The 13,214-nt window shown below is 42.0% G+C and carries 15 protein-coding genes; 1 reads left to right on the forward strand and 14 read right to left on the reverse strand.

The genetic code is table 11. From position 1 onward, the window contains the following. Positions 1–8: 8 nt before the first annotated feature. From AAGC65_RS13550 to AAGC65_RS13580, 7 genes are read right to left on the reverse strand one after another with little or no spacing between them, the layout of a single operon-like run. Positions 9–1,019: an inorganic phosphate transporter gene (locus AAGC65_RS13550; RefSeq protein ID WP_343112994.1), complete on the reverse strand. Its 1,011-nt coding sequence runs from the start codon at positions 1,017–1,019 to the stop codon at positions 9–11. Positions 1,020–1,041: 22 nt separating this feature from the next. Continuing rightward, positions 1,042–1,692: a DUF47 family protein gene (locus tag AAGC65_RS13555; RefSeq protein WP_343112995.1), complete on the reverse strand. Its 651-nt coding sequence runs from the start codon at positions 1,690–1,692 to the stop codon at positions 1,042–1,044. A 48-nt stretch (positions 1,693–1,740) separates the two neighbouring features. Then, a complete protein-coding gene (locus tag AAGC65_RS13560; protein WP_343112996.1) occupies positions 1,741–2,805 on the reverse strand; it encodes an ATP-binding protein in 1,065 nt (354 codons plus the stop codon). A 10-nt stretch (positions 2,806–2,815) separates the two neighbouring features. After that, entirely contained in the window at positions 2,816–3,514 is a 699-nt protein-coding gene (locus AAGC65_RS13565) for a methyltransferase domain-containing protein (protein ID WP_343112997.1), read from the reverse strand. An 18-nt stretch (positions 3,515–3,532) separates the two neighbouring features. Further along, on the reverse strand, positions 3,533–4,657 hold the full coding sequence (locus AAGC65_RS13570; protein WP_343112998.1) for an NAD(P)/FAD-dependent oxidoreductase: 1,125 nt from the start codon (positions 4,655–4,657) through the stop codon (positions 3,533–3,535). After that, on the reverse strand, positions 4,654–5,769 hold the full coding sequence (locus AAGC65_RS13575; RefSeq protein WP_343112999.1) for a type III polyketide synthase: 1,116 nt from the start codon (positions 5,767–5,769) through the stop codon (positions 4,654–4,656). Before AAGC65_RS13575 ends, AAGC65_RS13570 begins: the two co-directional genes overlap by 4 nt. A gap of 22 nt (positions 5,770–5,791) precedes the next feature. Further along, a complete protein-coding gene (locus AAGC65_RS13580; RefSeq protein WP_343113000.1) occupies positions 5,792–6,325 on the reverse strand; it encodes a YceI family protein in 534 nt (177 codons plus the stop codon). A gap of 199 nt (positions 6,326–6,524) precedes the next feature. Here AAGC65_RS13580 and AAGC65_RS13585 point away from each other — a divergent pair, with 199 nt between their 5' ends. Further along, complete coding sequence (locus AAGC65_RS13585) at positions 6,525–7,409, forward strand: UbiA family prenyltransferase (protein ID WP_343113001.1); 885 nt, start codon at positions 6,525–6,527, stop codon at positions 7,407–7,409. Positions 7,410–7,542: 133 nt separating this feature from the next. On the opposite strand, the gene AAGC65_RS13590 is transcribed toward AAGC65_RS13585, so the two are convergent. The 7 genes from AAGC65_RS13590 to AAGC65_RS13620 form a co-directional block, all read right to left on the reverse strand. After that, positions 7,543–8,853 carry a carbohydrate porin gene (locus AAGC65_RS13590; RefSeq protein ID WP_343113002.1) on the reverse strand — a complete coding sequence of 437 codons (1,311 nt, stop codon included), beginning with the start codon at positions 8,851–8,853 and terminating at the stop codon, positions 7,543–7,545. Positions 8,854–8,896: 43 nt separating this feature from the next. Then, entirely contained in the window at positions 8,897–9,544 is a 648-nt protein-coding gene (locus AAGC65_RS13595) for an HD domain-containing protein (protein ID WP_343113003.1), read from the reverse strand. 145 nt (positions 9,545–9,689) lie between these two features. Beyond that, positions 9,690–9,929, reverse strand: a complete 240-nt coding sequence (locus tag AAGC65_RS13600) for a helix-turn-helix transcriptional regulator (RefSeq protein WP_343113004.1) — start codon at positions 9,927–9,929, stop codon at positions 9,690–9,692. Between the two features lie 132 nt (positions 9,930–10,061). Then, positions 10,062–10,643 (reverse strand): gliding motility lipoprotein GldD, encoded by a 582-nt coding sequence (gene gldD, locus AAGC65_RS13605; RefSeq protein ID WP_343113005.1) that lies wholly within the window; start codon positions 10,641–10,643, stop codon positions 10,062–10,064. Further along, positions 10,640–11,440 (reverse strand): shikimate dehydrogenase, encoded by an 801-nt coding sequence (gene aroE / locus AAGC65_RS13610; RefSeq protein WP_343113006.1) that lies wholly within the window; start codon positions 11,438–11,440, stop codon positions 10,640–10,642. The genes gldD and aroE overlap by 4 nt, the downstream gene beginning before the upstream one ends. Before the next feature lie 38 nt (positions 11,441–11,478). Next, complete coding sequence (locus AAGC65_RS13615; RefSeq protein ID WP_343113007.1) at positions 11,479–12,225, reverse strand: YoaK family protein; 747 nt, start codon at positions 12,223–12,225, stop codon at positions 11,479–11,481. Positions 12,226–12,381: 156 nt separating this feature from the next. Then, positions 12,382–13,143, reverse strand: coding sequence for a phosphosulfolactate synthase (locus AAGC65_RS13620; protein ID WP_343113008.1), 762 nt, complete (start codon positions 13,141–13,143; stop codon positions 12,382–12,384). Positions 13,144–13,214 lie beyond the last annotated feature (71 nt).

Raw genomic sequence — 13,214 nt, forward strand, 5'->3', positions numbered from 1 at the left:
GAAAAAGGTTAACCTATTACTCTTAACAAAGCAAATACGCCACCGGCAATCAGGGCCGAAATTGGAATGGTAATGATCCAGGCCCATACCAGGTTAATAGTTACTCCCCAGCGCACAGCAGAAACACGTTTGGTTAAGCCCACACCAATGATTGAACCGGTGATTGTATGCGTAGTTGATACCGGTATACCAAAGCGCTCTGTAATAAACAGGGTTATAGCGCCCGCGCTTTCTGCGCTCACTCCTTCTAACGGGGTTACTTTGGTGATTTTTGAGCCCATCGTCTTTACGATCTTCCAGCCACCAGACATGGTACCCGCCGCAATGGCCGAATAACAGGCCAGCGGTATCCACTCGGGCATAGGCGCACCGCTTTTAATTACGTTTGATGTAACCAGTGTTACATACAATATGCCCATTACCTTTTGGGCATCGTTACCACCATGTGCAAAACTAAGTGCCGCTGCCGAAACCAATTGTAGTCGCTTAAACCAGCGTTCGGCAACAGCTGGCTTGGCCCTTTTACAAATATGCAGTATAAGTATGGTCACTATATAAGCGATGATCAAACCGATAAAAGGAGCCAAAACTATATAGGCAATAATGGTAAGCACATAGTCCATTTCAATAGCGTTTAATGGATTTACGTGCAGATAAAGCGCGTTAGCCATACCTGCCCCGGCAAAACCACCAATAAGCGTGTGCGATGAGCTTGAAGGGATACCAAACCACCAGGTAATTAAATTCCAGGATATGGCGGCTATTAAACCGGCCAATATTACGTGTATAGTAACAAAGTGCTCCAATACAATTTTTGATACTGTATTAGCTACCTTATGATCCTTAATGAAAAAATAAGCTGCAAAGTTGAATATAGCGGCCATTAAAACAGCCTGAAATGGGGTTAGTACCTTGGTTGATACAATTGTGGCAATTGAGTTGGCAGCATCATGAAAACCATTGGTATAGTCAAACAAAAGGGCGAGAACAACAACAACTACAAGTAGGGAGGTAACCATCTATGGGGGTGATTAAGTATGCTTACGCGTTTTTAACTAAAATTGATTCCATCACATTGGCTGCATCTTCGCACATGTCGGTTGCGGTTTCAAGGGCAGCAAGTATCTCTTTATATTTAATAAGGCGGATAGCATCTTTTTCGTAAAGGAACAGATCAGCCACGGCACGGTCAAAAACGTAGTCGGCCTGGTTTTCCACACTGTTTATCCTGATGCAGGAATCGGCAATGTTACGTACGTTTCTGAGGTCTTTTAATTCCTTAACAGCTTTTTCCAGATCAATGCTGGCCTGTAATATCAGGTCTGATAATTTGCGGATGTGCTCGCTGAAATCATCAATTTTATATAGGCTCATGCGGTTTGCAGCCCCATGAATATAATCAGCAACGTCATCAATGGCTGTAGCCAGGGCATGTATATCTTCGCGGTCAAAAGGTGTAATGAAGTTTTTGCCCAGTTCCAGGTATATCTGGTGGGTAAGCTCATCGCCTTTGTTCTCTAACTTATCAATTTGTTTGTACAGTTCCTCCTGCGTGGCAGCATTATTGGAGTTAACAGCCTCAACCAATACTGTAGCCATAGTAACTACATTGTTTGCCGCTTGTTCAAATAAAGGAAAAAATATTTTCTTATCCTTGGGTACAAAATACTGGAATATGCTGTTAAGTGACATAGTTGCTCTAAATTGGAGTAAAGGTACGGCTGTTATGTTAAGTTAATGTTAACTTTTTAACACTGGTATATTGGGTAAATGTATGGTTTGTTTAGCAATTTGCAGTGTAAAACCAAATGTTGAACCTAAACCTTCGGTACTGCGTACGTTAATGGTTTGCTGATGTGCCTCAATAATATGCTTTACAATAGCCAGCCCTAAACCAGAGCCACCAATTTGTCTTGATCGGCTGCTATCTGTACGATAAAAGCGCTCAAACAAGCGTGGAAGAAATTTTTCTTCAATCCCGATACCATCATCTGTTACCTCAACCAATACCTGGTCATGCAGTACAAAAAGGCTTACCGAAGTGCTGCCTTCTTCCTTACCATACTTAAAGGAGTTATCGATCAGGTTAACCAAAACCTGCCTTATTTTTTCACGATCGGCATATACCAGGATGCCCTCATCGTATTTTTGTTTAAATATTAATTTAATATGGTATTGCTTGCCTTTGATCTCTAACGATTCAAAAACCTCTTTGATCAGGTCATTGATCTTGAATTTGCTGTAATTGATCGGTATTTCGCCCGATTCCAGTTTAGAGATCTCATCCAGATCTTTGATCAGATAGCTCAGGCGATCAACATTTTTTGATGCTTTTTCGAGAAATTGGCGTGCCATTTCACGGTCTTCAAAATCATCATCCTGTAAGGCTTCAATATAACCCTGAATGGCAAAAAGCGGGGTTTTAAACTCATGTGAGATATTCGACAAAAAATCACGGCGAAATTTTTCCTGCTTGCGCAGCTCGTCAATCTCTATCTTTTTTTGCTTGGCCCATTCCTTCACTTCCTGTTCCACATCATTAATGGGGTTGGCGCTTACGTGCTCACCCAGGGCATCACGCAGGTCACGACCAAGTTTCAGGTTATGAATAAGTTTGTAAATAAGTTTGATGCGGGAGTAGATGTACTTTTCAATGAGGTAATAGAAAACCACATAGCTGGTAATGAGTGTAGCCAAAAAGGTTACCATTACATCGTACCACTTGTGCTGAAAGTAAAAGTTAACTGCCGAAAGCGTTATAGCTACGCCCAGCGCGGTTATTAAAACCAGTACACGCAAATTCATAACCGTAAAGTTACGATTTGCGGATGATTAACCGCCAACGGAATGGCCAATGCCATGTTAAATTATAGTTATCAATTCCTGCACTTTTTAATAGAGCAATTAATTCTGCTTTTTTAAATGCCCGTTTTACAGAAAGCGGGCCATCGTTACGTGCCATTTCACTGCGTGTAAAAATACGTGTAATTAACCAAATGGCATAGTATAACACCCAATGCCGGTGCAGATCGGTAATGATGATACCTTTATGTGCTGAAGCCTGCATGTTGTTGATAAGCTGTACCCATTCCTTATCATCAAAATGATGGGTGAACAGGCTGCTGATGATGATATCAAATTGCGGTATGCAATCCGCATCGGCAATCACGTCTGCTTGCAAGTAGTTGACATTCCTGTGCGCAGATGATGCTTCCAACGCAAAATTAACCGCCGAACGGGCAGCATCAATACCTGTGAGTTTTAGTTTGAGTTTATTTTTGACTCCCCATTTGGCTATGGCAATCAGCGCGTCGCCACCGCCGCAGCCCCAGTCGCTTACCGAATAACCTGTTTGTATTGGAAATTCTTTTAATGCTTTAATAGTACTGTTATGCCCGCCAAATAAAGCGTTCACCTTACCCAGACCCGCCAAAACCGGTGCAATTTCGCTGGCAGGCAGATCAAAGTCGTCCATTATTTCGGCATCAAAGGCACGTGCGGTTAAGTTTGTCATGTAATCAATACGTCGGTATCAGGCAAAAGGTTTGCCGTGCGTTTTACTGATCAAAAAACCAGATACTGCAGGCATGCTGCTTAAAGCTTTCAAAGTAAGCGCGGTGGTATTATTATTGCCAAATAAGCGTTGCAATTGCCGCCCTACCCACAAACGCCTGGCAAACTGATGGTTCCAGTTTTGTGTATAATCAGCTTCAAGCGCGGCCCGGGCTTCTGCGGTAAAACTACCAGGTTTATAATAACGGATGATTTTTTCAGACAGTATTTTGGCCGAATGGATGGCCATCGTCATGCCGTTGCCACAAAGCGGGGCTATCATACCGGCGGTATCGCCGCTCATGAGTATATGATCATCAACGGGTGCTTTCTTTTCAAAGGATATCTCATTAATTACCTCGGGCTTGTCCAGCAAAAACTCGGCATTACGAAAAATATCATCCAGGTAGGGATTCTTGCGGATCACATTCTCCTCGAGCCCTTGCAATGTACCGTATTTACGCAGATCATCGCGGTGAGCCATATAACACATACAATAGCGGTCGCCATCGGTTTTACTTACACCGCAATAGCCGTCTTTATAATTATTAAGTTGTATCAAGTCATCAGGCAGATCCATACGGATATGAAACTTTACCGCCAGGTACGGGCTGCGCTTTAAAAAGAACGGACGTTTCAATTTTTGGTCCAAATTAGAGCGCTTGCCAAATGAGCCAATTACCAACGGTGCGGTGAGCACATTGCCGGGAGTTACCACTTCAAAATGATTATTCACAAAACGGATATCCTCTGCACGGGTACCCGTCATGAAGTTCACCCCTTCGACCAGGCCTTTTTGATATAACAAATTATCAAAAGTAAACCGGCTTAAACCAAAGCCCCCCAGATCCAATTTTTGAGAAAGTTTGATGCCCGATACTGCGGTTACCTCGAGCCGGTTAATGCGGGCGACATTTAATTCATCCAGATCAATACCCAGCGTTTTCAGAAAAGGGATAACCTCGTTGGATATATACTCTCCGCATACCCGGTGCATGGGGTATGTTTTTTTTTCGATCAATGTAACTTTAAGGCCGGCCCGGTTTAATAATATGGCGTTAACCAAACCCGCCAAACCGCCGCCTACTATAATTACATCATTCATGGCTTTTGCATTTCCAATATCATGCCCTCAACCGTTAGGCCCGGGCCAAAAGCAAAGCTCATTATTTTTTGCCCGTTGAGATTTTGCGCCGCCAGCATTTTCTGCAAAACAAACAAAATGGTAGCCGACGACATGTTACCATACTCCTGCAGTGTTTGGTAGGCAAAAGCATTACTTTCCTCTGGTAATTCCAGCGCTATTTCAACGGCCTCCAATATTTTACGCCCGCCCGGGTGAACGGCGTAGGAAGTAATTTGCCCGGCATCAAGCTTAACTTTTTGTAAAAAGCGGTCCATTAAAGGTTTGATGTGCTTTTTGATTTGCTTGGACACACGCGAGGTTAATATCATCTCGAAACCGGTATTGCCCACATACCAGCCCATATCATCACGCGCCTCGGTTACAAATTCGGTATAAAAGTTTTTTAATGACAGATAAGTTCCCTTGCCTAAACGGTTGGCAGTATTTTCAACCAGTACAGCGGCGGCGCCATCACTAAACAGCGAGTTGGCCACCCAATTATCCAACGTATTTACCTTTTGAAAATGAAGGGTGCATAACTCCACACTTACTACCAGTACCTTAGCATCAGGCTCGGCACGGCAAATATAATCGGCTACTTTGAGGGCGTTAATAGCCCCATAGCAGCCCATAAAATTAATACAGGTACGCTCGGTATCACGGTTTAGCTGTAGCTTTTCAACCAGTTCAATATCAATTCCGGGCGCATGCATGCCGGTACAGCTTACAGTAACCAGGTGGGTTATCTTTTGCAATATACCATCCTCAAAACCGCTCAGACAATTTTGAACTGCTTGAATAGCTATGGCTATGGCCTCTTTTTCGTACAACTTTAAACGCTCTTTGGTTCCTGGAAAAGGTTCAAGATCGGTTGTAGGTTCAAAAAAAGTATACTGCGACGGATCGGTATGTGCAAAATCAGGAATAACAGAATAGCGGTAATCAATGCCAGAATGGTCATAAATGCTTTTAAGCCTTGCCGCATGAGTGGCATTCAAACCAAAGGCATGCACCATAAAATGGTAAATGTCATTTTGGGCAATACGGTTGTCAGGGTTGGCCACCCCAATGGCACTAATGCAACTATTCATTCAAAAGGATATAAATATTATTTTATTTGCTGATCTCCGCGTTTACCTCTACGGTAGCCTCATTGGAGAGTACCATGTTTTTGCCCCCGATACCAAAATCTGAACGGTTAATTTTAAAACTGCCATTAAAGCTGGCAGTGTTCCCCGCTTCGGTATAAGTAAAAGGCACTTCAATCAGCTTTGTTTTATCTTTTATAGTTACGTTGAAATTACCCAAATAGTTGTCTCCCTTGGTATGTTTAAATGATACCGACTTTAGCGTGATCTTAGGATAGGTTGCCACATTAAAATAATCAGTGCCCTTTAAGTGATCATCGCGCATGGTGTTGTCTGTGTTAACGGTGGTTGCATCAACAGAAGCATTGATACTACTGCCGGCTAAATCAGTCGGTTTAAACTGAATATCGGCCTGCAGGCCACTAAAATTACCGTTGGTATTAAGCCCCAGATTTTTAATTTTAAAGGTGATAGCTGATTTTGTAATACTTGTTTTAACCTGAGCGAAGCTGCTGCTGCATAACAACGCTAAAAGCGCGATGACATAAATTTTCTTCATTGATATACTATATGTGTATTTGATAAACGCTACAATTAAACATAACATATTAAACTGTAACAATTCCGGATGTATATTTTATATAAAGCAGTAAAGCAACTATCTTTAATAGAGTTACGTAGTTAACATCACCAGGGGTTGCCTTTAAAAATTTAATTATGTTTACTACCGTTTACTGCCTTAAAATAAACTTTTCCGGATGAAATTCAAACAACTAATACCTACACGCTCTGCGTGGGCGCATCTCCGTTTTGTTTTTTCTGTTTTTTTGCTTCCGGTATATTTATTTGCTTTTAGCCAGGCACAAGCTGTTCACATGGGTCAGGCGGCACTGATATTTTTTATATGGCATTTACTGGCTTTCCCCGCAAGTAATGGTTATAACAGTTATTTTGACAGAGATGAGGACAGTATAGCGCTTTTGGCCAAGCCACCTGAGGTGGATATCAGCCTTTATTATTTTTCGATATTGTTGGAAGCAGCAGCCTTTTTGCTGGGTTTTTTAATTAGCTGGGAATTTGCCTTAGCGGTGCTGTTGTATGGCATTATGTCTAAACTATATAGCCACCCGGCTACACGACTAAAGAAATACCCGATCATTAGTTTCCTTACGGTTTTCTTTTTTCAGGGGGCTTTTATTTATTATACTACCTACACTGCCTTAAGCGGATCAAGTTTATTTGACCACTGGGATACCGGGTTTATAGTGGCGGGGGCAATATGTTCGTGCCTGATCGGGGCGTCGTACCCGCTTACTCAGGTTTATCAGCATGCTGAAGACAGCCGCCGAGGCGACCGTACGCTGAGCCTTTTATTAGGCTATAAAGGCTCGTTCATTTTTTCGGGAGTGTTATTTGCCGCAGGCATCGGGCTATCATACTATTACTGGCATATTGCCGGCATGATGCTGAACTTTTACTTTTTCCTGCTGTGCGCATTACCCATATTTTTATTTTTTAATTACTGGTTTTACAAGGTTGGCCAATCAACTGAAAACGCTGATTTTAAAAATGCCATGCGCATGAATTTTTTAAGCTCGGCCTGTATGCTTATTTATTTTGGAGTGCTGGCTGTGTGGGGATAAAGTTCGACTAAAGAATTTTTGTCATTTCAATAGAGCTTAGGTGGCGTGCGTATTTCCAAAACTTACGAAGTTTTAAAAACTTCGTAAGTTTTCAGGCAGTCGATTCCTCATGTAAATGACAAGCCTTATCTCACTAAAACTCCACGTGTGCCCGCAGTGAAAATACATTTACCGGGCCACGGTCTTTATTATAAGCCGGGTTCACGATAAATTGATAATCGGGTGTAAGCCAAACCTTTTTCTGAAAGGCGTTAATCTTATAATACAACTCGGCAATCATCTCATGGCCGTAATTCAACTTACCGTCGCCAATAATAAATCCATAACCACCTGCTGCCAGATAATCTTTATGAGGAGCTGAAAGGCCATTGGCCACAAATGCCAGTCCCAGTTCGTCATCGCCCCGTTTCCAGGAGTTACCTTTTAGTACACCGCCAAAACTCAGTGAGCGATCGATCTCGGTAAAATACCAGGTTTCGGTATGGCCATCATTGTAACTTACTTTGGCAAATACACCAAAATCTTTGCTCAGGTATTGGTCGGCACTAATGCCAAAGCCGTATTTATGCTTGCCATACACCAGGTTGGTATCCACCACCGGGTTTACCGGACTTACTGCCAGCGCCTGGCGATAGTCGCCCATTTTACCATTGTTACGGAATCCTAATATGCGTACTGTACCTTTATTGCCATTGAGTGTATACCGTTTTTCGTACTCTAAGGTTTGTGTATTGGCATGTCCTATTTTGGCGTCCCAGATAGCGCCGTTGGCGGTAGTGGTTGACATGGTAAAGGCGAAGCGCAGGGTCCAGGTAGGCATACCCAATTCAAAATGTGAACCCATTACATAACCACGCGTGTTGGCCGGATAATCCCATGCTCCGTTATCCATCAATGACCAGTTCATGAACTGTGTACGCGGATCATGACTAAACTCATTACCGTCATAAAAATCGGCCATACCAAATTTACCCACGGTAACAGAAAAATAGCGTTTGCTTTTTAAACCGGCTAACTGGTTGGCATCATCGGTAAGGGTATCTTTTTCTTTACCCCACTCAAAGTTTTGGGTAAAATATAAGCGGGCAATATAAATTTTAGGTTCAGCGGCACCAACCCTGAATGTTTCGCCATTGGGGAAGCCCGCTGCACCCAGCGTTTTGCTCAAACCAGAACCGCCAGAAAGTTCAGGATTAAAATAAGCCTCGGCACCTTTCCATAACCTTGCACCACCAAAAAGTGTGGTGGTTAATGAGCTTTGGGTTTCGCCTTTGGTACTTAAACTATTAAGCCCCGAATAATCGGCGCTAAACGAAGGCTTAGCCTGGGTAATTACCGTTTGTTGGAAATGTAAATTAAAACGTTGTTGTTTTAGGGTATCTTGTGCGTAAGAAGTAAGAGCAATATTCAGAAGAATAGAGGTAATTAGTAAGATTTTTTTCATAAGCCTCAATTTTGCGCAAAGAAACTAAACTTTATTTAAAAACTTAGCTTCCGCACTCCATATAGAATTGTTGTAAATAAGTTTCCATGAAATCATGCCGTTGCTGTGCCAGCTTTTTACCGGTCTGAGTATTCATTTTATCTTTAAGCAACAACAGCTTTTCGTAAAAATGGTTGATTGTTGGGGCCGAAGAGTTTTTATACTCTTCTTTACTCATATTCAGGTTGGGTTTAATTTCCGGATTGTATAGCTCACGGCCTTTAAAGCCGCCATAAGTAAACGCCCGGGCAATGCCAATGGCGCCAATAGCATCCAAACGGTCGGCATCCTGCACTATAGCCAACTCGGGTGAATGAAAGGTCTGCCTATCAAAACTCGCCTTGAAAGACATGTGCCTGATGATTTGCTGCACGTGTTCAGCAATGGCTTCATCGACGTTCACGCTACGCAGATATTTACCAGCGGTAGCAGGACCTATTTCCTCATCACCATTATGAAACTTGCTATCGGCAATATCATGTAATAGGGCCGCCAGTTCAACGGTAAGTGTATCAGCGTTTTCTGTTTGGGCTATCAGTTTAGCATTTGTCCAAACCCGGTGTATATGCCACCAATCATGCCCCCCTTCGGCATTTTGCAATGTATTACGTACAAATTGTGCAGTTGCATCTATCAGGCTGTTATTTTCCATATGCCGCAAAGATAAGTTTAAAGCTTAACGCATAAAAAACAAAGCTGAGGAAATAAGCCAGACAAAAGCCAAACAGCAAGCCCGAAAGCAGATCTTAATAAATTAGAGGAAATAAAATATCGCTTTAAGTCTTATAAGTGGATTGCTAAGCTGCAACTACTTTTTCTGTGTTGATAAGATCATGAACATCGGCTTCTAATATGGCCGCTATCTGAAAAAGCCGCTCAACGGTTATTTTAGTATAACCCAATTCAATTTTGCTATAAGCGTTTTGCGATATAGACAATTTTGCAGCAAGATATTCCTGCGTGTAATTCAAGCTTTCCCTGGTATTCCTGATGTTAGCTGCAATTGCTCTTATTTTAAAGTTTAGCAAATCTTTCATCTCGTTAGTATTGGTTAGCTATACTAACGTAATTGCTTGACGGTCGGATTTCGATTATTTGGTTTAAATTAAAATATTTTTTTATTAAGTTAAACAAAGTTTAACTACACTAAATACCAGTCGGTTTTAGGGCTAATTCTTCCACTTAAATGTCTTGATCATTACTTCCATATCCTTTTTAATAAAGCTGAGCACCGGTTGAATGGAATCCAGACGGGGTTCGCTGTTAAAATAAAGAGCCCCACGCAAATAATTTTTAGTACTATCTGTTAAGAAAAATTGTGCCGATGATGCCGCGTTGCCATCAATAGTGTAATAAATACCGTAAACTTTGCGATTAGGATAGCCTATAACGCCTTCATCAATAGAGGTTGCTTTTACCGTATGTTTAAAGGCAAATGTGCGGGCATCTTCTACTAATTCATTAAACACCTTTTTAGAGGTTACCGGTTGGTAGCTAAGGTGCAGTGTGGCTTTAAATTGCGGAAACTGCATATTTACCCAGCAAGATTTTGCTCCTTTTGCCTTATCAGGTTCGATAATAGCATATTTCGGGTAACTGAAAGTATAAGGACAGCCCTCATTATATTGCTGATATTCCTTTTTGGGAAAAGCGATCCTGAAATACCCGCGCGGTTTAGGCGAATAATCATGGTTGCCTCCGCAAGCTGTAAAAAGCAGGATCAGGATAAGTGCTAAACCTGTATATCTCATAAGCGGTTATCTTTCGTATTCCATATTTCCCATGAACGCTCGGCCTGGAGTATCAGCATTTCATAACCGTTTTTGGTTGTAGCGCCGCGCTCGCGCCCTTTTTTTAAAAACAAAGTTTCTTCGGGATTATATATCAGATCATATAATAAATGCCTGTCGGTAATGGATTCATACGGAATAGGCGGGCATTCATCAATTTTAGGTGCAGTGCCTAAAGGTGTTGTATTAATGATGATTTTATGTTGTTCAATATGATGGGGCTTAAGCTCATCAAATAAAATATGCCCTGGATGTGGTTTGCGGGTAACTGTTTTAAAGGCTATGCCCATATTTTCCAACACACATTTTACAGCCTTGGCAGCACCGCCATCGCCCAATACCAGAGCCTCATCGTTACTATCTTTAATTAATGGCTTTATTGACATTTCGAAACCATACAGGTCTGTGTTATATCCCTCCAGCCTGAAATCATGGCCTTCAACACCAACTTCACCTGTAAAGGCTGCCTGCAGCGGACTTTCAGCTATAACACAGATGCAGTTTACCGCCCCGGCCTTGCGTGCATCGTGCTCAATCCAATCCAAAAAGGGTAATACCGCTACTTTATGAGGAATAGTTACATTCAGTCCGCAAATATTGGGGTACTTATCCAGCAGATCCTGCAAATCTTTTACATTTTCAAGGGGATACAGTTCATAAGCGGCATCGGTAATATTTTCGGTTTGGAATTTTTCGGTGAAATAGTTCTTTGAAAAAGAGTGTGAAAGTGGATAGCCTATAAGTCCGTATTGTTTCATGGCGTAATATTAGCAACAATTTAATAAGTTATGAAAAACTACTGCCCCGCAGGCGGAAATTTACCTTTACGCTTGAAGCGCAAAAACCTTGCCTCCTGCCGGCGCCAGCAAATAACAAATGCAATAAATAAGGTACCGGCAGGTATAAAGAGAGCGAGATCATGCAGTTTGGGCGTAGTTAAAGCGGCTAAAACAGCACCCGCCAAAAAGCACAGGCATACAAAACCAAACAAACGTGCTTCGCGAAGGGCAATCGGATCACGCGCAGGCATTGTTCCTCTGAAAAAAGCTTCGGCAAAACGGCGCAGGTTACCGGTGGTCATTACGGAGTTGTAAGCCCACAGTTCAAGTTTGGTAAAGCTCGAATTTTGCATAGCGGCTACAAGCGCTATAGCTAATACCAGCAATATATCCGGAAAAGAACTGGACAAAAAGGAAGCCGCTATCAATACGATGATCTCCAGGCCCAAACAGGTTAAGGCTGGTTTGGGTAGATATTTTAATACAGATGGTAAATGCATACGGTAGGCCACAAACACACCTGTTAAAAACGCGATGATGGGGGGAATATGCCGCATAGCCTGTTGCCAGTTGCCCATTGCCGAGTACATGCCCAAAAACACAATATTGCCCGTCATGGAGTTGGCAAACACATGCCCGTGACCAACATAAGTAAATACATCCAGGAAACCACCTGAAAGCGTAAGCAAGGCGGCAACTTCAATGGAATTATCGGAATATACTTGTACCGGAGTTTGATCTGAGATCTCGGCTTTAGTGGTCATTATCTTTATTCTGAAATTTCAATAAATGATCATGTGGCTTTATACAGGAAAGATAAGAAATGAAAGCACATTTTGAATTGACCTATATCATAAAAAAGCCCTCAGAAATTAATCCGAAGGCTCCGTTAACTTTATAGTAAGATCAGTCAAAAAAAGTTACAAATTTATAAAGTGATCAAATGTATCACTCCGGATACCCAGCCTTAAGGTTTCCAGCGGGATGATATCCGCCGGGGCAATATTGCCGAGGCTTACGTTAGCGCCAATCAGTTTAATAAACCAAACCTGCTGGGCTTTTTGAGGAGCTTCCCAGATAATAGATTCTTCGGGTATTTGTGTCAGGATCTCATCAACCAGGCCCTGCCTTACCTCGCCCGAATCACGGTAGATGCCAACATTACCACTTTCGCGGGCTTCGGCAATTACTTTCCATGAGCCGGCTTCAATTTCGGCGCTCATTAGTTTGATCCATTTATAAGGCGCAAATATTTTTTGCACATCTTTTGAACCCACTTCAGATATCACCGTTACCTGTTTGGCCAGCTTGCTGATGTATTCACATTTAACATCATGTTCAATTTCGATGGAACCGTCAGATACTTCGCAATGCTCCAGCTTGTATTTATCTAATATGCGGCAGTAATCATCAAACTGGTTACGTACAATAAAGGCTTCAAATAAAGTTCCGCCGAAATATACCGGTATGCCAGCTTGTTGATATAGCTTTATTTTTTCAGTCAGGTTGGGGGTAACGTACGATGTTGCCCACCCTAATTTAACAATATCGGTATATGGCCCGCCTACTTCTAAAAAATCTTCAACCTGCCTTAAACTAAGCCCTTTATCCATTACCATAGTAATACCTTTATCACGGGGCTTTGCTGTACGTTCGGGCAAATTATTGATGTTGTAATTCATATAAGATGATTGGTTATAGCCTATAACTAAAAGTTCTAACGGCGCAAATGTCGGAAATTATCCCGTAGTTT

The sequence above is a fragment of the Mucilaginibacter sp. genome, assembly GCF_039207105.1.
Taxonomy (GTDB): Bacteria; Bacteroidota; Bacteroidia; order Sphingobacteriales; family Sphingobacteriaceae; genus Mucilaginibacter.

Coding starts and splice junctions, on each gene's coding strand:
- AAGC65_RS13550 (WP_343112994.1), bottom strand. CDS start 1,019: ATGGTTACCTCCCTACTTGTAGTTGTTGTTGTTCTCGCCCTTTTGTTT.
- aroE (WP_343113006.1), bottom strand. CDS start 11,440: ATGAAACAATACGGACTTATAGGCTATCCACTTTCACACTCTTTTTCA.
- AAGC65_RS13580 (WP_343113000.1), bottom strand. CDS start 6,325: ATGAAGAAAATTTATGTCATCGCGCTTTTAGCGTTGTTATGCAGCAGC.
- AAGC65_RS13620 (WP_343113008.1), bottom strand. CDS start 13,143: ATGAATTACAACATCAATAATTTGCCCGAACGTACAGCAAAGCCCCGT.
- AAGC65_RS13585 (WP_343113001.1), top strand. CDS start 6,525: ATGAAATTCAAACAACTAATACCTACACGCTCTGCGTGGGCGCATCTC.
- gldD (WP_343113005.1), bottom strand. CDS start 10,643: ATGAGATATACAGGTTTAGCACTTATCCTGATCCTGCTTTTTACAGCT.
- AAGC65_RS13555 (WP_343112995.1), bottom strand. CDS start 1,692: ATGTCACTTAACAGCATATTCCAGTATTTTGTACCCAAGGATAAGAAA.
- AAGC65_RS13560 (WP_343112996.1), bottom strand. CDS start 2,805: ATGAATTTGCGTGTACTGGTTTTAATAACCGCGCTGGGCGTAGCTATA.
- AAGC65_RS13575 (WP_343112999.1), bottom strand. CDS start 5,769: ATGAATAGTTGCATTAGTGCCATTGGGGTGGCCAACCCTGACAACCGT.
- AAGC65_RS13590 (WP_343113002.1), bottom strand. CDS start 8,853: ATGAAAAAAATCTTACTAATTACCTCTATTCTTCTGAATATTGCTCTT.
- AAGC65_RS13570 (WP_343112998.1), bottom strand. CDS start 4,657: ATGAATGATGTAATTATAGTAGGCGGCGGTTTGGCGGGTTTGGTTAAC.
- AAGC65_RS13615 (WP_343113007.1), bottom strand. CDS start 12,225: ATGACCACTAAAGCCGAGATCTCAGATCAAACTCCGGTACAAGTATAT.
- AAGC65_RS13595 (WP_343113003.1), bottom strand. CDS start 9,544: ATGGAAAATAACAGCCTGATAGATGCAACTGCACAATTTGTACGTAAT.
- AAGC65_RS13565 (WP_343112997.1), bottom strand. CDS start 3,514: ATGACAAACTTAACCGCACGTGCCTTTGATGCCGAAATAATGGACGAC.
- AAGC65_RS13600 (WP_343113004.1), bottom strand. CDS start 9,929: ATGAAAGATTTGCTAAACTTTAAAATAAGAGCAATTGCAGCTAACATC.